Raw genomic sequence first — 20322 nt, 5'->3', positions numbered from 1 at the left:
CAAGTCACAACAGCAGTCTCTTCCATTTATGCACCTTCTGGTAAAGGCCAGTGAAGGGGCACTTATTGTATTCTACTTAAATTATACTTTTAGCCAATGAAAAAATTCTATCAATTGATGGCGGCGGAATTCGTGGCATCATACCTGGTCAAGTGCTGGTTGCTCTAGAGGAGAAACTACAGGTAAGGACAGGCAATCCCCAGGCACGCATTGCTGACTACTTTGACTTCTTCGCTGGGACCAGCACGGGCGGCATACTAACCTGTATCAGCCTTTGTCCTTCGAATGAGGACCCTACTAAAGCCAGATTCTCTGCCAAAGAGGCAGTTGACCTCTATGTGGAGAACGGAAAGGCCATCTTCGATGTGAGTATGTGGCAAAACATTCGCACAGGTTTCGGCACGATGGACGAGAAATATGACGCTTCGGCTCTTCAGGCGCTGCTGGAGGGTTACTTTGGCGACCTGAGACTGAGCCAGCTGCTGAAGCCCTGTCTGATCCCCGCCTATGACATCGAACGGAGGGCCTCCCACTTTTTCGCTCAGCATGACTTTGCGCAGAAGGGGGACGGAGGGGACTTCCTGGTTCGGGACGTGTGCCGCGCCACCTCCGCTGCGCCTACTTATTTTGAGGCAGCCATCATTAGGTCGTGCAGTGGTGTAAGTTACCCATTGGTTGACGGCGGGGTCTTTGCCAACAACCCTGCTCTTTGCGCTTACTCGGAGGTGCGCAACGCGGTGGGTAATCCGAGTGCCAAGGACATGTTTATCGTCTCCCTGGGCACAGGCAGTGAGCATACGCCTTACAAGTATTCTAATGCCAAGGACTGGGGCGCCATCGGATGGATTCGGCCGGTGATCGACATCATGATGGCAGGTGCCTCTGAAACTACTGACTACCACCTGAAAAAGATATTCTCAGCGGGTGGACACGATGGCAACTATGTGCGGATCCAACCATCCAGAATGGGGAACGCCAGTCTGGAAATGGACGATGCCAGGCAACCTAACATACAGGCATTAGTCGAAGTGGGAATCGAGACGGCTCAGAACTGCTCTCAGGAGCTGGACCGTATCGTGGAGGTGCTGCTGCAAAGCTCTGACCCTGTGGAATACTCCCTTCCTCTTTACACTCTCAATGAATCAAGATGAGAAAATCATTGCGAGGAACACTATCGTTATGCGCAGCCGCAATGTTGCTGCTCATAACGAGCTGTGTCACTATCCCTAAGGCCTCTGTTGAGCTCAGCGGTGAGCTGACACAAATGATCCTGCATGCCCGCGTGTCCCACCTGAGACTGCTGGACCAGTACACCCGCCTACAGAAGGACAAGGTGGACAAGTTCATGGAGGAGGATTACGTCCCCTCCTTCACGGCCAATTTTGTACGGGAATCCGGTGTCTTAGGGAATATACAGTCTGCCAGTACAGATGAGGAAAAGGGGGCAGAAATCATAGAATTTGCCCAGGCAGCGATTCCGATCATCGATGAACGGAGAAGCTCTATGATGAAAGCCGTTGATGAGATGGACAGACTTATCCGCAGCCAGATTGAGGCGCATTATCAGGAAATGCTGCATGTGAATCAGGCTTTGACAGCTCATCTGGGATCTGCTGCGGAGGTAGTGGAAACGCGGAAGCAGCTACAGCGGCAGCTGAATGTGGACACGGAGAGCTTGATACCCATTGACAAGGTTAACCAGGTAATGGATAAAATGCTGAAGGCAGGGGCAAAAGCTGAGGACATCCCCGAGTTGATAAACGATTTTAAGGAAAAAGTAAACAAAGTAACAAATGGCAAAGCTGAATAAGTACGCCGCCGCTGCGCGTAGGGCGCAGCAGCAAACAGATGAGGAGTACCAGGCAATAATCTCTGGTATCACCCGACTTAAGGAGGAGGAAATCGAGGAGCTTTTCCCTGAGAAAGCTGACAAGGAAAAGCTATTGGAGCTGCTGGCACTTGTCAACTCCGGAACAAGCGACAACCAAAAGATCCTTAAGCTGAAGGAGAACACCGAGAAGTTTGGAGTTATTGCCTTGAAGCTACTGAAATTACTTGTTTGATACCTGTATCATTCAGCAAAACATGACACAGCTTGAACACTTGCGCTTTATCATCGACAGGTACGATCATTACTATGACACTGTCAACAGCAAAGGTCAGTTCTACCTGGCGGCGAATACCTTTCTGTTAGGTGCGTATGGAGCTGCATACATGTTGCTACAGAGCAAGAGCCTGAGCAGCAACCTATTTACTGCTTCAGCCTTCATCTTGGCAGGTATCAATTGGCTATCCATATTCCTAACACTCAAAGCTATATTGCCTTATTTTGGGAAAGGAAAGAAGGCAAAGCAGCCTTCCCTTACATTTTACGGTAGCGTGGCTACTTTAAAGTGTAAGGCCTTTCTGCAGCAGATAGCTGATGCAGACGGCAAGGCGATCGAGGAGGATCTCTCCAAGCAAGCACACCAGTTGGCGAAAGGGCTATACTACAAGTTTGGCTTGTTGAAGAAGGCGGGCTTTTTGCTGGCGCTACAGTTCATTTTCCTGTGCCCATATGCCGTGCTGTTCTTTTACATTATTTAAACAGAATCTTACAATGGACTTTTATAAAGATTACACAAACACAATAAGAGCGGCCCTATCCCAGTCTAGCTTAGAAAAGGGCCTGGGCAGAACACGTATGTTCGCAGAGGGAGTTCAATACAGAACATCACCTCTCATAAAGCTTAGCCATTCCAGCATGCTAACCCCTGAGGCCGGCCTTCTTGAGCTTGGAAAAACAATGGGACTGAGCAAAGCAGGTGCCGCAACCTTTGGTGAGCACCCTGACTTTAAGCACCTGAAGGGAACTGATAACACAGAGCAACATTATATTACCTCCGTCTTCATTGACATCAAAGGCTCAACCAATCTGCACAAAAAGTATGATCTGCAGACTATCTACGTCATTACCAATACTATCCAGCGAGCTGCTATCCACACCTGCGCAATTTTCCGGGGCCACATACAACGCCTGCAGGGTGATGGCCTTTTCGTTTATTTCGGAGGGAAAAGTATAGGCAAAGATGAATCTGTGCAAATGGCTGTGAGCGCGGCCAGCTTCTTCACTTACTTTGTGAAAAATGATCTGAAGCAGCTATTTGAAGAGGAAGGGGTAGAAGATATTAGCACGAGGATTGGGATTGACTTTGGAGATCATGAGCAGGTAATGTGGGCGAATTTCGGATTAGGGGACTGCTGTGAATTGACAACAAACAGTCTTCATACAAGTCTAGCAAGTAAGATGCAGGCCTATGCAAGCGAGAATGGCGTAGTAGTTGGTGATAACGTAAAGCAACGGCTTAAGCTTCTTGACAAAGAGCTATTCGATTACGTAAGAGACAGCAAAGGAGAAGTTACAAAGAGGTATATATATGAAGACCGGGATAAAGGTTTCCTTTACACACAGTACTCGTTTGACTGGTACAAATACCTAAAGAGCCTACATTTTCTAGAAGAGGAAGGAAGCGGTAAGCTCCGCAAGCGATCTCCTGAACAAAGAGCTGAGCAGGAAAGGATAAATGGACTTATGCAGAAAGCTGCTCTGTTGAGCACTGGCAGCGCTTTTACCGATAGCTTTGGAAATATTTCAGCAAACCCGGTTGGCATTCAAAATAAGCCCCATCGTTTTCATTGTGATGAGTAGGAGCAAGTGGTACGGGAAGGGTACAAACAGATATGCTCTTTTAGCAAACCAAAAAAGGTTATTAGAAAAGCACTTTACCTTTCTGACCTGCAAGTTCAGGGTCAAGGATAACGTGCTTGACTGCATAGGCTTCCTTCAGCCTGAATTCTGCAAGGATCGGTACAAGGTGAGGGTGGAGCAGGTGGCAGGCAAAGAGCCTAAGGTTACAGTTCTCTCTCCAGTGATAGAACCATGTGTGGAAATACACATGTACAAAGACCATAGTCTTTGCCTTCATTATCCACCTGATATGCCTTGGACTGAGAGAGTGAATACCTTTGAGTACACCATTCCATGGATCAGTGAATGGATAATTTATTATGAGTTGTACTTAGTTAAGGGAGTTTGGTTAGGGCCACAATCTCCTGCACACATGAAAGAGTCCGACAAAAATATTAATGTAGATACAGGCAATGGCTAGCTACATAGTTTGATTCTTATTTAACACAAGGTAAATTTATAAGGCATCAATGAATGCTAGATGAAGCTTGTTTTATCATTCTTATTTTGGGAGTCATTATTCAATCCCTAATTGTAGGAATTTCTAAAGAGTAGAACGGGTTAACTTTTCTCGTTTTATACTTGAGGTTAGTTAGTATATAAAAGAAGTAAATTTGATTACAACAGACATTAGGAACCTCTGAGAGGTGGAAAATTCGGGTGTCCGCTGTATATATGAGTGGTATATTGCTAATAATAAACAAGTTGTGTGGGTGGTTTGACTCCCTGCATGACAGCTATTCCTTAGTCCTGCCAGCCCTTTACAACTTATACCGCTACCATATCACCAGCTGCTCCTTGAAGTGCGGGCACCTTTTTTCTCTTTTTGGCGGCATGATAGGTTTCTCCATAGCCTCCTAAGCTCACCAGTCGGACTAAGAAAGTTTATAGCATTCCAACTTATCCATAAAGATTATGATAGACACATAAGCTATGACAGCTGTGTATTCTGCCCCAAAGCGTCTATACCGGCAGGGACTTCTTGCAGTTCAGTAGTATATGAGAGGCAGCTTTAACATCCGAATAGTGTCCGAAGTGCATGAAAAAAAGCCTCTCAGATGCTTTCAAGTAGACCAAGGGATTGATTTATCGAACCATTTCCCCACGTATTTGCCAAGTTTGCAAAACAAATTGAGAGGCAATGGGGGCTTTTATATTTTCAGGCAGGTAGAGCCTTTTTAGCTTATAGCCTATTAGGACAAGCCCACTAATTATTACCTCACCAGGTCTACGCCCTGCTACCTGCTTGAAGAGCCAGCGAAGTGAATTATACGATGGATTCTACATGTCCAGCCACTCCTTAAAGTCGGAGGCTTTGCTGCTGCTGATGACAACTTCTTTATCGGAGGCAGGATTTAGAAGCAATGAAAGCCTCCCTTTAAAATAGGGTCGTACTTCCTGCACGGCGTTGATGTGCACAATCAGGTGTCTGTTGGCCCGGAAGAAGGTGGCTTTATCCAGTTGCTCTTCCAACTGGTCTAAGGTATAGTTGATGATAAAGCGTTTGCCTTGCTGCGTTACCAGGAACACAACGCCCTCCTCTGCCCAAAAGTAAGCCACTTCCTGTACCGGAACGGCCTTTATGGCCTGGCCGTGCTTGACGAGAAACCTGGCTTTAGCGTGTTGCTGTTGCTTCTGCTGCGTCTGAAGGAACTGCTGCAGATGCTCTATATGGTGCGGCGGCTGTTGCTGCAGGCTTTCATACTTCATCAGCGCCTGGGCCACATCTCCGGCATTAATGGGCTTCAGCAGATAATCGATGCTGTTCACTTTGAAGGCCTCTATCGCATATTGGTTATAGGCCGTCGTGAAGATAACCGGGCACTTAACTTCCACCTGCCCGAATATCTCAAAGCTGTTGCCGTCGGAGAGGTGGATGTCGCAGAAGATCAGGTCCGGTGTCTGGTGCAGGCTAAACCATTCCACCGTCTCCTCCACAGAGCCTGGTGTGGCCAGGATCTCTGTCTGCGGCCGGAGCCTTTTGATGATAGCAACCAGAGCATCGGCAGCCAGTTGTTCATCCTCAACTATAACTACTTTCATATGCTGTTACATCAAGTAAGGGTAAGGTTACAGTAAAAGACTCCTCGCTTTGCATGATTTCTACCTTTTTATCAGTCAGGTACTTATACCTGCTGCTGATGTTCTGTAAGCCAACCTTGGTGGATTTTACCTCATCCAGACGGGGCTGCAGGTTGTTATCAACCACCAGCTTATTTTCAGCAGTATAAATCTGGATAAGCAGTGGCTTCTTTGCTGTGGAGCCATTGTGTTTGATGGCGTTCTCCAGCAGCATTTGCAGGGAAGTAGGGGGTAGTTGCAGGTGCAGGTACCTGGCAGGAACGTCCACCTGGAACTGTACATTGTCACCAAAACGGGTTTTCAGGAGGTAAATATAGGCGTTGGCCAGGCTCAGCTCCTGCTCAAGCGGCACCAATTGCTTGTCGCCGCTATCGAGTAGCGCCCGGTATACTTCAGCCAGTTGGTTCAGGAAGGTGGCGGCTTTGTCCTGGTCTACATGGATAAGCGAGTTGAGCACGTTTAGGCTGTTAAAAAGGAAGTGCGGGTTTACCTGGTTTCTCAGTGACTCCAGTTGCGCCCGGAAGTTCTCTTTCTGTAGTTGCTCGGCACGCAGGTGCTCGGCCTGGAGCTGTTTAATGTTTCGCTGGCGCTCCACAAAATAGTAAAAGAAAAGCGAAGCAAAACTGCTGATCACATAAGCCAATCGTATCCGTTCCGGCAACAGGTTCAACTCCATTCCTGCCAGAGAGAAAATGAAGATATACGGCAAAAAGTACAGCAGATAGCAGATCAGTATGCTGCTTACAACTACTGTCATTCCTTCCAGAACGGATTTCCAGAAGTTCGGAAGCTTTTGGGCTGGTGCCGATGAGAAGGCTCTGGAAATGAGACTGTGCGACCATAAAATGGCCAACAAAAAGAAAAACACAAATGCGAGCTCTATCAGGATCCCCAGGTTAAATGCCCAGATGGTGCCCTGATGTATAAAAAATACGGCATAGTACAAAAGCAAAGTCGTCAGCGCTGCGGTGGCGATCTTTCTTAGGAATGATTTATACTTAAAGCGCATTTTCATCATCGTGCATTTGCCTGCAATCTGCCATCGTGTCGATGGTTTCAACACATCATTTTTTCGAAATAAACTTATATTAATCGGAAGAAACAAACCTGCAGCGGATCACGGCTGCATGCATGCCTTCTCCGTGGACTGCTTTATTACCTTAAACGTCGGTTTCATTACCAAAGCCTTCCGTTTCATCTAACCCATATCCGGATTCATTCCCCTCAGATCCCGGTTCATCAGAATCAGATTTCATAGGCCCTTAAGGCTTTACATCTTTGTCATACCTCAGCGAAAGAGCTGAAGCGGAATGAATGTAAAACTTAAATGATAAAACTATGAAACGTTTTCTATCCATGATTCTCCTGGCCCTCTCCGTACTTAGTCAGGAAGCCTTAGCACAAGGTGTACTTTCGGGCGCTCTGCAAGATGGCCAGGGCCAGCCCCTTGGCTTTGTGAATGTAGCGGTAATAAAGGCATCAGACGAAGCCGTGGTAACCGGTACGATTGCCGATATGGAGGGTGCTTTTCAGATCGTGACGCCAGCCGCGGGCAAGTATAAGCTAAAGCTGAGCATGGTGGGCTATACTTCCACGGAGACAGCCTTGTTTGATGTAACGGGCAGCGACTTCAGCAAAGATTTCGGGGTACTAACCCTTAAAGAGGATGCCCAGCTGCTGCGCGAAGTAACCGTGCAGGCCATGCGCCCTACAATAGTAGCACATGCCGACAAAATGGTGGTGAACGTAGAGGGGACGGCCATGGCTGCGGGTGCTACAGCCTTTGAGGTACTCACCAAATCACCCGGCGTATGGGTGGACCAGGACGGCAATATCAAGCTAAATGGTAAAGACGGTGTGCAGATCATGATCGATGGCAGACAAGCCTACCTCTCAGGGAAGGAGCTGCAGAACCTGCTGCAGAGCATGTCAGCCGACAACATCAAGGACCTGGAGATTGTCACCAATCCCTCAGCCAGGTATGAGGCAGAGGGCGCCTCCGGCATCATTAACATCAACCTGAAAAAGAACTCCATTGGCGGCATGAATGGCAGCGTGTATTCCGGGTACCAGTACAGCGAGCTTCATGGCTACACAGCCGGCACGGACCTGAACTACAAGCAGGGCAAGTGGAACTCCTTTGTGAACCTGGATGTGGCTGAGCGCACCCACTACCGCACCAACAACATGCAGCGCATATACCTGGAGAAGCAGGGGTTAAAACTCAATCAATATGTAGTGGAGAAGGGCACCCGCTTTATACCTGCTTTGCGCTTAGGCTCTGACTTTACCCTGAACAGCAAGCACAGCGTTGGTTTTCTGGCAAATGCTTCTTTCTACAACACAGAGGACAGGATCAACACGAACGCCTACCTGCGCGACAGCCAGCCGGGGAACGACCTATATATAAAGGCAAACAACCACGCTGAGACACAGTACGGCAACACTGCCTTTAACCTGCACTACCTGGGCAAGCTGGATTCGCTCGGCACGACACTTTCAGCCGACCTGGACTACGTGAGGCTTGCAAGCGAAAACGAGTCACGCTTTCTGAACAACTACGACAGCCTTGGCAACAGCTCTCCTGTTATAACCGATCTGCTGACTTCCGAGAACCCGAGCAATTACGATATCTACGCAGCCAGAGCAGACTTTGCCAAGCCACTTGCGAAAGGCCGCAAACTGGAGCTGGGAGCCAAAGCCAGCCACATCGTGTCCGACAATGAGCTAAGGTTTTATCAAACGGCTGACGGCAAGAAAATCCTGGATGAGAGCAGAAGCAACCACTTTATCTACAAAGAGAACATTTACGCTGCTTACACTAATTTCTCTACAAGCCTTGGTGCCAAATGGAAGCTGCAGGGAGGCCTTCGCGCCGAGCAGACCGTTACAAACGGAAAATCAGAAACGCTGAACGAGCACACCAAAAAATCTTACCTGGACCTGTTTCCAAGTCTGTTCCTGCAGCAAAACGTTAATGAGAACTACCAGATTAGCTACAACTACAGCCGCCGCATCAGCAGACCAAAGTATAGTGCACTGAACCCCTTTGTATTTTACCTGGATCCATACTCTGTGGTGCTGGGCAATCCTGATCTGAAGCCACAGTACACCCATTCGTTCTCCGTTACCCAAACGCTGCAGCAGCGTTACAACCTGGTGCTGGACTATGCAGTCACCAAGGATTTCATCATAGAAGTTCCGGCAAAAACATCATCAGACGAGGTAACCTTGTTTCAGCAGCAGAACGTGGACGACATGAAGAGTATAAGCGCTACATTGGTGGCCCCGGTGCGGGTATCGGATAAGTGGGAAATGAACAACACAGTAACGGGTCTTTACCAGAGCTTTGCGCAGAAAAGAGGCGATCAGGTGCTGGAGAATGAGCAGGTAACTTTTATGGCCCAATCGAACCACAACGTGCAGCTGCCGGCTAGTGTGCGCCTGGAGGTGAACGCCGGTTACCGTGGACCTATAGCCTATGGTCTGTACGAACTGTACGGTAACTGGTGGGTTGATGCCGGCCTGAAGCGCTCCTTCTTAAACGACAAACTGGACCTGAGTCTGAACGTGACTGACATTTTCCGAAGCAAAAAGATAACAGGAGTGACACAGGTAGAAGGCTATGCCATCAGCGCGGAGCAGTACCATGGCACACAGAGCTTCCGCATTAACCTACGCTATCGCTTTAACAAAGGCGAAAGGGTTGACATGAAAAAGCGCAATGTAAACCTGGAAGAGGTGAACAGGGCAGGGAATAATTAATCGGTAGGCTTAAGAAGAGAATAATGAAGGTATAGGTGTAAACTGGATTAACTTAAAGTAGAGTGTAAGTGACTGAAAAGCGTCAGAACAAAAAAACCGCTCCATATCAAATGGAGTGGTTTTTTTACTTTCAGTAGCCCATCATCTGCCAGGGAGTAATAGCCCTCGCTGGTGAGAATAATGTGGTCGAGGACTGCGATGTCCAAAGCTCCCCGCCCTGCTTCATCTTCTTTGTCACTTGCAGGTCCGCTGCGCTAGGCTTAAGGTTGCCCTAGGGGTGGTTGTGGGAGAGGATGATGCCCGAGGCGCAGGCTTTAAGGGCGGCGGCGAAGATGAGCTTGGGGTCTGCCACGGTGCCGTCCCCGCCTGCAGCCGTTATTTCTGTCCACCAGCTGACGGAGCGTTTATACTATCGGCATCTTCCAGATCCACAAAACGCAGCGCTGTCATAAACAAGTACTGCCCGTCCTGCCTGCAGATCTCGCCTGTCTGCTCCATATGCCAAGTGTGCGCTTGATCTACATGCACCTTGCCTTCTGTTGGCAGTATATGGAAAGGGGCAAAGCACAGGCCTTCCATTCCTTCCATCTCATGGGTATAGTTATGGTACGACGTGATATACTTTTTATTTACTAAATATGCTTTAACTGATCCTTGGCTGCTTCTTCTATAGCTATAATGACAAGATGCCTTTTTCCTTCTGCATTCTATCGGGGAGGTGCATAAGCATACCCATTACACGCTCCATGACAGATTATAATGTAATCGATTTACAGTAAAAATGTCTAATTGAATTTTTTATGGGTTGTCTGCCATACTACCTGTGCGTTACGCTGCAGGGCTAGCGGCTGGAGCTGAGCACACCATTACGTCTCGCTCACCCGCTGGTCAGCTGAGGCGTGCAAAGTAAAGGGAAGTTCGGCTGAGGCCCGAAGCGTTAACACCCACTTAGACATGCTAAGAGCCAAGGCATACCCCCATGCTGGGAATTGCTGGAGGCAGGCACGTCACCACAGAGGCCTTCAAGAAGAAGTGGATAGGAGTGGAGGAGGAGCCGATATTGTTGCTGGAGATGTTCCAGATGCACAATGATCAGATGAATAAACTGGTGGGCAAAGCCTACACCAGAGGCATTGAAGGTGTGACCCTGTGCTTGGGAACAGGGAAAAGGAGAATCGGTAGGAAAACTGCCTGTATCTCCAAGAAAGAATAAAACACTATGAAGCTAATATTTTATTACCTAAATCATTATACTTTATCGACTACAGAAAAAGTATACTCCTCGGGCCTACTATCATTGTGATGAGAAGGATTCGGACTGCGTACTATTTAGGTTATACAGGCCGATGTTCCTTTAAGAGGCTGGGGAAGTATCACTTGGTTTTTTTATAAGACTTCAGGCTGACTTCGGGGTATGCTTCCATGAGATTTTCCAATCTCTGCTGCTCTGCATAAAATGTGGTATTCAAAAAGTGAAGAATCGATTTCATAATAATGTCATGCCCTTTCTGGGGAGAAATGATTTTGCCACCAAAGCGGTTTATCATTTCAGGAAGTATGAAAGGAGCATCGCTGAAACTCATATGGCCAGTTCCTGCAATTTTTAACTCATAGGCATCTTGTGCCCCTTCCAGTGCCCGCTGAAAGCTATGATCAATTTTTTTGCCCATTTCTTCCCATTCCTCCACGCTGCGGCCTCGCTTTTTAAGATCTTCTTCAGAGTAAACCGGCTGACTTCGAAGCGTAAGAGTAGGAGCTTCAAGCTTCACATTTTTCATGTCTTGGAAACTCCCCCCATCTAAATTGATACCTGCTTTTATGCGCTTATCAAATATAGAGAGCTTGAGGGCTACATTACCACCAAGTGAGTGTCCCATCGCAGCTATACGGTTGCGATCAATATGCGATGCAAGGAAGAAACCTAAAGGATTATTCCTGCTGAACGTTTTATTCAGTATAAAAATAGCGTCCTGTGACCATTCTGCCATTCGCACTTTTAATGTTTCATCTGCCTGCTCCGAGTAAAGAAGTGTATCTAAGCGAGCGCTTAGGAGGCTACCGTTTGAAAGAAGGGTAAAGCCTCCATACGGATGGTCTATCATCAGGACAACATAACCCTGGCTGACAAGCTCTTCTGCTATCGCTGTATAATTTACTCTTGAAACTCCTTGGCCATGGGAAAATAGGATCAACGGGAACTGTTGATTCTTCATAATGGGTGCATCCAATCTGGCATGCGTGGTGCAACCGGCCATTCGAGCTAGAGACGCGCTGTCCAAGTGATTATAGCGGTGCTCAAGCATAACCCCTAACAGTCGGTTATCTGGTAGGTAAGGGGCCAATTTGCCTGATGAGGCATCTGTCGGGTACCATACCTGTACAGGCAGCTTTCTGTTGCTGTCTGTTTTGAACAGGATACCCCGCTGATCATCGGTCAGCTCCAGTATTTTTGTCCCAATCGCATAACTCCCTGTTGGTTTTGGCAAAGCATACTCAACCACTTGTGCTAAACAGGGCAGCGGTGAAAACATAACAGAAAGTAAAAGAAGGCTATAACCTAAGGTAGCTCTTTTGAAATAGGAGATACTGTGTAGTTGCATTATTTTTTGTCAATGGTATGATAATGGATCTTGTCTGTGCCCCCTTTTCGAAACCTAAAAGGGCAGGGACTGATATTAGTCCCCGTTGAACTGCAGGCAATCTCTTTTTTAGGGAAAATTCTCAATCAAAGTAGCTTTTTATGGGATGAATATTCTTGTACTATCCTGTCATTTTATCTTGAAAAAATAAACCTAATAAGCTTTTTACCTTGATATCAAACTGTTAACACGTTTTAACCTTTTAATAAAAATTCCAGCATAGGATGTGCAGGAAAATCTGTTGTAAGTTACTGTTTTGGCTACGTATACCGCTAATCCACCCTGTGGTCAGAAAAATTGCCCTTTGAGGGTTATTGACTTCCCTAAATTTCAGCCATTAAGAGCTACAAAATCCTTAATTCTTTAGAATGTGATGGAGAAAACAAGATTTACCTAAACACAGATCAAAGCTATTAAAGAACATGAGGACGGCGTGCGGATCGAGATGAAATCTATGATTAAAACAAGGGTTTCTCTCTAAATATTGTTCAATCTCACTTCATAAGGCGTTCCCCGTTTCACCACCGCCACGACCTGGTGGAGAAGCTTATTTCTGACGGCGTTGATGACGCTCATCTTGCTTTTTCCTTCCCCGACCTGGCGCTCGAAGTAGAGCCTGAACTCCTCGTTAAAGTGGATGCTGTTAAGGGCGGCCATGTGGAGGATGTGTTTTAGCTCCTTGTTGGCGAACTTAGACACACCCGTTCTCCCCATCACGCTCGTTTCGCTGCAGTACTCGAAAGGAGCCACGCCGCAGTAGCAGGCCAGTTTGCGCCCATCCTCCATTTTGGCAAAGCCATGGGTATAGACTAGCAGCGAGATAGCCAGCACCTTGTTCACACCCTTCCAGAGGTGAGCAGATCGTACTTGCGCTTGAGTTCAGCGTCCTTGGCGAAGCAGGAGCTATCCGTAGTGCGGGCAATGTAGATGGCAGCATGAACCCTGATGCTTATACCGCTAACGGGCACTCAGGATTGTCCACATTTCCGCACCGAATGGCAGCTGCATCGGCAGCAGTAAACAAAAAAAGCCCCCCAAAACATGGTTTTGGAGGGCGGAGCGGGATGACCTGTAAAACCCTAAAGATTGCTGAGCCAACTGTTTCTGAGTGTCAATTGTTTTGGAGTTGCCTTGTCATCTAGCTTAAACCGGTGTCTTAACTCCTCTTCTTTCTCCAGAACGGTAGTCTTTACTTCCTGTTTATTACCGTTGCGTAGCACGGTGTAAGTATTGGCATCACCCGGCCTGGCTGCGGATAGTTTCTTAATCTCTTGCTGGGCATTTTCGAGCGTTATGTTTACTCCGTTGAATGCAACCAGGACATCGCCATTTTGCAGCCCCATTTTCTGAAGCTTTTCATCTACCTTGGTAAAAACGATGCTTCCGTCTGCGAATGCGAAAGCATACCCTACGTGTGGCTTCATAACTCCTGTTTTAACTGATTCCTGATAGATGATACCCAGTTTACCGAAGTAATCACTTAGGGGGAGGGTTTCTGCGCCTTTTACATAACGGTTAAAGAAGTCTTCGATTTCAGGGTATGTTCTGGATGCAAAAAGGTTAAAGAATTCGGCCTCTGGAAATGCCTTTTTAGGACCGTATTCTTTAGAGAGTTCGTTCACCACTTCCCGAAGTCCACGCTTCCCCTCCGACAGTTCCAGGAGGCGGATATCCAAAAGGGCTGCCACTACAGCCCCGCGGTGGTAAATATTACCGTACTGCTTCTGGCCTTCCGGTGTATAGGACGTAAGACTCAGTTTATGCAAACTGTAGTTCTTGTCCATGCGGTCATCGAAAATGAGTTTCTCTGTCATGTCCTCCAGGTAGGCTGGCAGGTCAATCATTTTTCCTCTTAACCGCATCATGTCAGAGGCCCATTCCGTGGTCCCCTCATAGAGCCACAAATGCTGAGAAGGAGTAGGAGTAACAAAGTTGAACTGTTCGATCAACTCACTGTGTATGTTTAGTGGGGTAATGATGTGGAAGAATTCATGGGCTGCCACATCCGTCAACTGGTTGGCATAGGCAGGTGTGAGCGGTGCTTCTTTGTAAACGTACTCTGAAGAATAGGAGTGCTCCCAGGCGCCCCAGGTTTCATCTTCAAAGTGATAGAGGAAAGTGTAGCGGTCTACGGGGAAGTCAACCACAAAAGCATTGGCTGCCTCCAGCATTTCCGTCATGTTGTTGAGGAGATCCTGCGATTGAATTAAGCCTGTTTTGGAGTAGGTATAAATGTCAATCGTTGTATTCCGGAACTTTGTTTCAGCTTTCGTGAGTGTACCTGCCAGTATGGGTGAGTCAACTATATGATCATAATTATCTGCTGTATAATAGCCGTCTTTATCTATCGTTAGTGCTGTTCCTACCTGCCACTCCTGTGGGTACTCCAGCCTGATGCGCATAGGTGCCGATTGCATACCTTTCAGGTAGCCAAACACGCCCTGTCCGTTGATCAGCGCGTGGTCATTCTCCAGGGATGTGCCGCACATAGCGTATACTCTGTTTTCTTCAACTGGTGTATCCCAGGTCTCGGATATCTGATAGGTAATCTGGCGTACTTTGGCCGGATTGCTCAGCTGCCACTGATTGGTGCTAATCTGTTTTACTTCCAGCTCGCGCCCTTTTTTATCGAAAGCTTTGAAATTATGAACAAAGCGGCCCATGTCCATCGTCTGGTAGGTACCGGGGGCGGTTGCTGCAAACTGGTAAACATTATGCTCGGCCTTGAGCCCTTTTACATCCAGTGTTACTTTAAAGCGATCATCGGCCCGATCGTTCAGGTTTACCTGGTAAGTAAGCGATGGAGAGCTACCAGCCGTTACAGGCTGTTGAAAGGCTAAAAACGCGAATAGCCCCAACGAGAGCGCAATTTTTTTCATATTGATTTTTATTAGGTTACAGCAAATTATAGTCATAGCTGTTGTTGTTAAAATGTTAGATAAATGCCGGGAACTCCTCTACAATAGGGGCTGTCCCCTTCATGCCAATTGCCGTTTATTTCCCAGAAGAGGGCATGATACATACTTTCCCCTCTTGAAGTGATCACGCATCCGCAACCGGGTTAAGTTAGTAGTAAAGTTGTATGCTGCCTTTGGTTACTGCGGTATAGAAAGGTGTTCATGTGCAATGCGCCATTTGCCATCCTGCTTTACCAGCACACTTGTTCCGCGTCCTCTGCCTTTCACAGGTTTCCCATCATGTGTGCCCTGGTAAGTGTATTCGTAAATACACGTGGCGCTACGCTTCTCGACCGAAAGCCATTTAATATTTTCAATCCCGTAAACCTCGTCAGGCAGGTAACGCCATGTTCGCTCAAAATTAACCTTAACGGCAGCCGTGCCCACACTTTCGTCTTTATTAAACCAGTATACAGCATCAGGCATTAACAGTGGTTGCACATTAGCAAAATCGTGGGTATTGGTTGCATCCACGTAGTTTTTAAGGAAGACGTTAAGTTCCTGCTCTATCTTAGGATTTGCTCCCGTGCCAAAGGCTGCGGCCACAAAACAGAAGTACAGGCAAAGCGATAAACAGGCAGTATTTTTATTCATAGTTTTATTTTGGGGACTTGGGTTTATAACAAGATTCGATTCTTGCTGTCTGAAGGTGCAGTGGTTCTTTTTCTTGCAACTTCAGAGCTGTTTCTGTTGAGTAGGGGGCATAAGCTAAGGTTTTTCGGTGCAGTCTCTGTCTGAAAAACTAGGTTGCGGCAGGAGCTCTTATTCTGGAGTGCCATGCATCACTTTCTTCATCCAGGTGTCTGTATCTTGAATAAGTTTGGTGTTGAAGTGGGTTCTGTTGTACTCCGGATCGCGTTTGTTCATTTGCGCCACGCCCTCCGCCATACCAGGCACTATAACAAAGGAATGATTAGTTTTGGGCATGGTCAGGAAAGTAGCATTTCCGGGGTGGTAGTGATTTACTATTTCGGCAATACGCTTATGGTCTTCTGCATTCACTACCTGGAAGTCGTATTCGCCCCAGATGGAAAGCACGTATTCCTCCGTTTCGGCCCATGCCTTGGTGAGGTTGATTTCATCAATCTGCTGCCAATAGCGGTAGTCGCGCGACCAGAACTCATCGCCGCCATTGTACTGAAACTCCTCTTGTAAAATCTTTTCATAGGCAGGGTCGGCAGCGGCAATAGTGCTTGGGTGTTGCCCCAGAACAAAATAGCGATAAAGCACATGGTGCAGCTGTCGCATTGTTTCTTCGCTTTCCACATAGTCTGTACCTGTTAGTGGTTTTTGAAATCGGAACATATCGGCTGCAAACTCAAACCAAGGGCGGTATGGGCTGCCGTATACCATAACACCTTTCAGGCGATGTTTCTGACTAATCACAGGTGCAACAATGCCGCCCATGGAGTGACCAAAGAGGAAGATGTTCTCATGGTCAACTTCCGGAAGGCGCTTCAGTTCCAGTAGCCCTTGCTCAAAAGCTTCTATTTCGGTATAAAGGTCAATCTGCATGCAGTCTTGGGTAAGCTCGTTATCGCCCAGGCCCGGTTTCTCTACCAGCATAACCAGGTAGCCAAGTTCACTCCAGCCTTTTATAAGCTGACCATAGGCAGTGTTGTTGTAGTCTTCTATAGAACGGCAGGGAAAGCCCGGGATGAAGAGAATAGCGGGACTTTTAGTCGCATTTTTAGGTTTGTAGGTAATGGTGCGTAGCTGCCCACCTTTAAAAGGCACCTGGCTGTAGACGATGCTTGCATTGGCAGGCGCCTCCGCTGTTCTTCCTACTGCTTTGCCCTTGAGGTTTTTTTTCTTGCCACCACGGAGAAGCTGCGCTGTTACTACCTGATTCGGGTAAAGCGTTTTATTGAGTTCTGCTATGTCGTTTGGTTTACTTAAGTGCTTTTTGTTTACCGAGAGCAGAATGTCATTTTTGCCGATACCTAACGCACTGGCAGTAGACCCAGGCGCAACAGCTGCTACGAGCAAGCCATTTTCTAAATTGTGGGCCCTGGCCAGGGAATCAGGAAGGGGAGAGGTATGGAGCCCCAGAAAAGCCCTGCGCTTCAGCTCCTGCGCCTTGGCCGCAGGGGTGAACCATATACAAAACAGGAGGATAGATGAATAAAGTAATTTCATTTTCTGATTATAGGGTATTGGAGTTTGATAGTCAGCCAGTCAATTTCAGCACTGCTTCTGTTTTTTCGGGTTTGCCTTGTTCCCACACATGTGTTATTGCTGGAGCATGGAAGCGCTGTAGGGATTCGACAGTAATTCGTAAAACACTTCCCAGGGTTTTGCAGAAGTTTTTTCATCTTTGCTTTTTACCTCCACATGCTGTCGGACCAGTTCCTGCCCCAGGTTGTAGTTAATGACGTAGCTTCTATACCTGTCAAAGAACCGGGTGCGCTGCAAAGCTTTATCCTTTTCAGTGAAGTTGTACTTTACCAGTAGATCTGCGGCCTCTTCACGGCTTATTTCGCCATTTAGGTATAAGCGTGCCGCTTCATTGCCTGCGAAGTTTAAGCGGCTTATCTGGGCAAGTATGGCATAATAGCGCTCTGCCTCGGCAGGGTTAAGGCCAGCTAACGGGAACAATACCTCTTTCTCGAACTGGATGCGTTCCTGTGTTGGGAAAGCAACCTCTATCCCATAATTGGCACTGCCCTCAGCAATTAGCGATTGCGGGCTGAACAAGGGATAGATGGCATATTCTTTCCAGCCGCGCTTATTTACTAATTCTTGCTCCAGCAGCACATTGAACACATGGTGCCCCGGATAGCCTTCATGGCAGGCCAGATCGATGGCACGCTCAATATGGATAGGAAAGTCTGTGTTAATTTGGATTAGGCTGTAGCTGTTGCCTTTAAAGTAATTGTAGCCTGACCAGGGTTTGTCAGTTACATACGCTACCTGGAAGCTCTCCTTATCAGGAAGGGAATAATGCGTTTTCGTTCTTTTTCGTGCTTCTGCAATGGCAGCCTGAAAAACTGTGTCGAGTTTTTCTTTTGGTATTACGAAGCGGTTGCGATAGGCAAACCACCTGTCCGCCAGGCTGCCTTCCCCGGGAAGAATACCATCCAGGGTACTTAGGAGCGAGTCGAAGTGAGCAAGGCTATAATGCGGAGGCTTTACATCGTAGAGGAGTTGTGCCTCTTCATCAAAGGGAAGTTTTTCACCCTGCATCATCCTTACCTTGGTCATGGTTGCCTGTACCTGCTTCTGGAGCATGGCAATTCTTCTTTTTTCCAGTGCAGACAAACCTACTGTGTCCTGCGCAGCAAGCCCCTGAAGCACCTGGCCTAAGTCCCCGATAAAGGCATCACCTGGAAAGGTATCTGTTGCCACACCAGTCGGTTTCCACTCTTCCGGGCCATAGTAGGCATCTACAACATCACTGTCGTATTGCCCAATCTTCAACACTGTGCTGACATATCGCTCGGCCAGTTCGTCCATTTGCTGCACCTGTGCCTCTTCCTCTTCCTGTACAGCAGACGTACAGGCAATAGCAGCAGCAAAAGATGCTATAGTGAGCAGGTGCTGGAGATAATTTTTTTTCATACTCTTATATCTAATAGTGATATGGGGGTTATGGCAGTGTATTGCCCGCCTGCGTTAAAAGCTGGTAGCCGCTGTTCATTGCAGAAGCGGCTACCTGTACATGGCTAAAACCGGTAGAAGCGCCCGCTATCAATTAGGCACGTTAGTCACAGCGGAAATAATCCTGGCCATGTCCAGCATGTAATCGTGTGTGGATCTTTTCAGGAGCTGGCCATTATCCGTGTTGAACTGGATGCCCATGGCCACGTCCAGGTCGGGGAAGTACTGGCCGTCCGAGATATAGCCAGGGAACCAGCCGCTGTGTCCGTAGCCGTTTCCTGCGAAGCCTCCCGGCCTGATCTGTATACCCAAGCCATAGAGGTGGTTCTTGCCAGTATAGGCCGGTACACCCTGGCGCATTTCTTCCCGTTTAGCTACAGGAATTGCTTTAAAGTGATACATGGCTTTTGCCCAGGTGGCCAGGTCGGTGGCGCTGGATACAAAGCCGCCTCCCATCCACTCGAACTGTGGGTTAAATACCAGCTCTCCGTTTCTAATCATGGCTCCTTCAAAAGGGAAAGGGCCGTTTGCCTTTGAGTAGCCCACAGCAAAGCGGGCATACTTACGCTTAACCGAGGGCTCCGTGTCGTTCAGGTGGTAAGGTTCTATGACGAGCTTTTTAGCCAGCTCATACATCTTCTTTCCGCTGATCTTTTCCAGTATATAGCCGAAGAGAATATAGTTTGTATCGGCATAGCCCCAGCCTTTGCCGGCTTCAAATAATGGCTTCCGATCAAAGATATAGGCAAAGGTCTCGGATGGAGCCCAGCTACGGGCCGGGTTCTCTTTCAGCTTCTGCATAAAGTCCCCCAGCTGATAATACTCCTCTAGGCCGGATGTGTGGTTCAGCAGCATGCGCATGGTAATGCTTTTCGCGTTTGGAATTCTGCTGAACCAGGGTTCCTGGCCGATGTATTTTTCGATCTTATCATCCAGGCTGTAGAGTCCCTGCTCTGCAAGCACCATAGCCGAGGCAGCAAATAGCGTTTTCCCATTGCTGCCCGAAAGCATCCGGTTATCGGGGCGCATCGGAATGCCGCTGGCAGAGTCTGCCATGCCGGTGGCAATGGTGATTTTTTTTCCGTTCGGGAGCACCGCTGCGAAGGTAGCACCTGGGAAGCCGTTTGCCTTTTGAAGCGAATCCAGCTTTGCCTGCATCTGAGCCTTGATCGCCTTTAGCTGTGCCGGGTTTTGTGCAGCGGCTGTAAAGCAGCACAGAAGTAAAATAAGCGTACTGGAAATTATTCTTTTCATGACACAGGATGAATCTGGTTTTAGAATGTTTTTTGTTTTTAAAGTAGTGCGTCTGGCAGTCCTATTGGTCCGGAGACCCGTCAGTAACCTGCACCAGTGGTTTGTCTCCCAGTGTAAAGAGGGCGGAGCTGAAGGTAATGACTATCGTTTGATCCGTTATGCGGGCGAAATTGCGGGCGGCAACTGCCTGCTGCTCTGTCAAGGAGGCCAGTATAATAAGAAGAAACGCGCTTCTCATAATTTTTAGTTTAGGTGTCTACTGCATGCAGCCTGCTGTTATATAAATATAACCTGCGCT

General features: G+C 47.6%; 19 protein-coding genes and 1 pseudogene. 8 read left to right on the top strand and 12 right to left on the bottom strand.

Annotated features, from left to right (window positions below; all coding sequences use genetic code 11):
* The first annotated feature begins 80 nt into the window (after positions 1-80).
* The 6 genes from AC5FXQ_RS02525 to AC5FXQ_RS02500 are packed head-to-tail and all read left to right on the top strand — an operon-like array spanning position 81 to position 4148.
* On the top strand, positions 81-1151 hold the full coding sequence (locus AC5FXQ_RS02525; RefSeq protein WP_493601267.1) for a patatin-like phospholipase family protein: 1071 nt from the start codon (positions 81-83) through the stop codon (positions 1149-1151).
* Between the two features lie 41 nt (positions 1152-1192).
* The gene (locus AC5FXQ_RS02520) at positions 1193-1810 is read left to right on the top strand and encodes a hypothetical protein (RefSeq protein ID WP_493600924.1); all 618 of its coding nucleotides are present in this window, start codon (positions 1193-1195) and stop codon (positions 1808-1810) included.
* Positions 1794-2063 carry a hypothetical protein gene (locus AC5FXQ_RS02515; RefSeq protein WP_493600923.1) on the top strand — a complete coding sequence of 90 codons (270 nt, stop codon included), beginning with the start codon at positions 1794-1796 and terminating at the stop codon, positions 2061-2063. Before AC5FXQ_RS02520 ends, AC5FXQ_RS02515 begins: the two co-directional genes overlap by 17 nt.
* Before the next feature lie 22 nt (positions 2064-2085).
* Positions 2086-2586, top strand: coding sequence for a Pycsar system effector family protein (locus tag AC5FXQ_RS02510; RefSeq protein WP_493600922.1), 501 nt, complete (start codon positions 2086-2088; stop codon positions 2584-2586).
* Positions 2587-2599: 13 nt separating this feature from the next.
* Positions 2600-3688 carry an adenylate/guanylate cyclase domain-containing protein gene (locus AC5FXQ_RS02505; RefSeq protein WP_493600921.1) on the top strand — a complete coding sequence of 363 codons (1089 nt, stop codon included), beginning with the start codon at positions 2600-2602 and terminating at the stop codon, positions 3686-3688.
* On the top strand, positions 3645-4148 hold the full coding sequence (locus AC5FXQ_RS02500; RefSeq protein WP_493600920.1) for a type II CBASS E2 protein: 504 nt from the start codon (positions 3645-3647) through the stop codon (positions 4146-4148). Before AC5FXQ_RS02505 ends, AC5FXQ_RS02500 begins: the two co-directional genes overlap by 44 nt.
* An 860-nt stretch (positions 4149-5008) precedes the next feature.
* Here AC5FXQ_RS02500 and AC5FXQ_RS02495 read toward each other — a convergent pair.
* The gene (locus AC5FXQ_RS02495; protein WP_493600919.1) at positions 5009-5770 is read right to left on the bottom strand and encodes a LytR/AlgR family response regulator transcription factor; all 762 of its coding nucleotides are present in this window, start codon (positions 5768-5770) and stop codon (positions 5009-5011) included.
* The gene (locus AC5FXQ_RS02490; protein WP_493600918.1) at positions 5751-6869 is read right to left on the bottom strand and encodes a sensor histidine kinase; all 1119 of its coding nucleotides are present in this window, start codon (positions 6867-6869) and stop codon (positions 5751-5753) included. Before AC5FXQ_RS02490 ends, AC5FXQ_RS02495 begins: the two co-directional genes overlap by 20 nt.
* Before the next feature lie 278 nt (positions 6870-7147).
* On the opposite strand from AC5FXQ_RS02490, the gene AC5FXQ_RS02485 reads away from it, so the two are divergent.
* Positions 7148-9574, top strand: coding sequence for a TonB-dependent receptor (locus tag AC5FXQ_RS02485; protein WP_493600917.1), 2427 nt, complete (start codon positions 7148-7150; stop codon positions 9572-9574).
* A gap of 271 nt (positions 9575-9845) precedes the next feature.
* On the opposite strand, the gene AC5FXQ_RS02480 is transcribed toward AC5FXQ_RS02485, so the two are convergent.
* Together AC5FXQ_RS02480 and AC5FXQ_RS02475 are read right to left on the bottom strand one after the other, a co-directional pair.
* Complete coding sequence (locus AC5FXQ_RS02480) at positions 9846-9926, bottom strand: JAB domain-containing protein (RefSeq protein WP_493601266.1); 81 nt, start codon at positions 9924-9926, stop codon at positions 9846-9848.
* Between the two features lie 23 nt (positions 9927-9949).
* Positions 9950-10192 (bottom strand): hypothetical protein, encoded by a 243-nt coding sequence (locus AC5FXQ_RS02475; protein WP_493601265.1) that lies wholly within the window; start codon positions 10190-10192, stop codon positions 9950-9952.
* A 487-nt stretch (positions 10193-10679) separates the two neighbouring features.
* Here AC5FXQ_RS02475 and AC5FXQ_RS02470 point away from each other — a divergent pair.
* Positions 10680-10787, top strand: a pseudogene (locus AC5FXQ_RS02470) (IS1 family transposase); the annotation flags it as partial.
* Between the two features lie 160 nt (positions 10788-10947).
* Here AC5FXQ_RS02470 and AC5FXQ_RS02465 read toward each other — a convergent pair.
* The 8 genes from AC5FXQ_RS02465 to AC5FXQ_RS02430 all read right to left on the bottom strand — a co-directional run bounded on the left by AC5FXQ_RS02465 (position 10948) and on the right by AC5FXQ_RS02430 (position 20262).
* Positions 10948-12174, bottom strand: a complete 1227-nt coding sequence (locus AC5FXQ_RS02465; protein ID WP_493600916.1) for an alpha/beta hydrolase family protein — start codon at positions 12172-12174, stop codon at positions 10948-10950.
* 516 nt (positions 12175-12690) lie between these two features.
* A complete protein-coding gene (locus AC5FXQ_RS02460; RefSeq protein ID WP_493600915.1) occupies positions 12691-13053 on the bottom strand; it encodes a transposase in 363 nt (120 codons plus the stop codon).
* A gap of 239 nt (positions 13054-13292) precedes the next feature.
* Positions 13293-15092, bottom strand: a complete 1800-nt coding sequence (locus AC5FXQ_RS02455; protein ID WP_493600914.1) for a M61 family metallopeptidase — start codon at positions 15090-15092, stop codon at positions 13293-13295.
* A 216-nt stretch (positions 15093-15308) separates the two neighbouring features.
* Complete coding sequence (locus AC5FXQ_RS02450; RefSeq protein ID WP_493600913.1) at positions 15309-15764, bottom strand: YybH family protein; 456 nt, start codon at positions 15762-15764, stop codon at positions 15309-15311.
* Between the two features lie 168 nt (positions 15765-15932).
* Positions 15933-17309, bottom strand: coding sequence for an alpha/beta hydrolase family protein (locus AC5FXQ_RS02445; RefSeq protein ID WP_493600912.1), 1377 nt, complete (start codon positions 17307-17309; stop codon positions 15933-15935).
* A 93-nt stretch (positions 17310-17402) separates the two neighbouring features.
* Complete coding sequence (locus AC5FXQ_RS02440) at positions 17403-18731, bottom strand: hypothetical protein (protein WP_493600911.1); 1329 nt, start codon at positions 18729-18731, stop codon at positions 17403-17405.
* A 129-nt stretch (positions 18732-18860) separates the two neighbouring features.
* Positions 18861-20024, bottom strand: coding sequence for a serine hydrolase domain-containing protein (locus tag AC5FXQ_RS02435; RefSeq protein ID WP_493600910.1), 1164 nt, complete (start codon positions 20022-20024; stop codon positions 18861-18863).
* A 61-nt stretch (positions 20025-20085) separates the two neighbouring features.
* Positions 20086-20262: a hypothetical protein gene (locus AC5FXQ_RS02430; protein WP_493600909.1), complete on the bottom strand. Its 177-nt coding sequence runs from the start codon at positions 20260-20262 to the stop codon at positions 20086-20088.
* Positions 20263-20322: the final 60 nt, after the last annotated feature.

The organism is Pontibacter sp. LHS1 (genome assembly GCF_058932855.1).
Note: the sequence above shows the minus strand (reverse complement) of the source record. Positions and strands in the feature narration are given on the sequence as shown.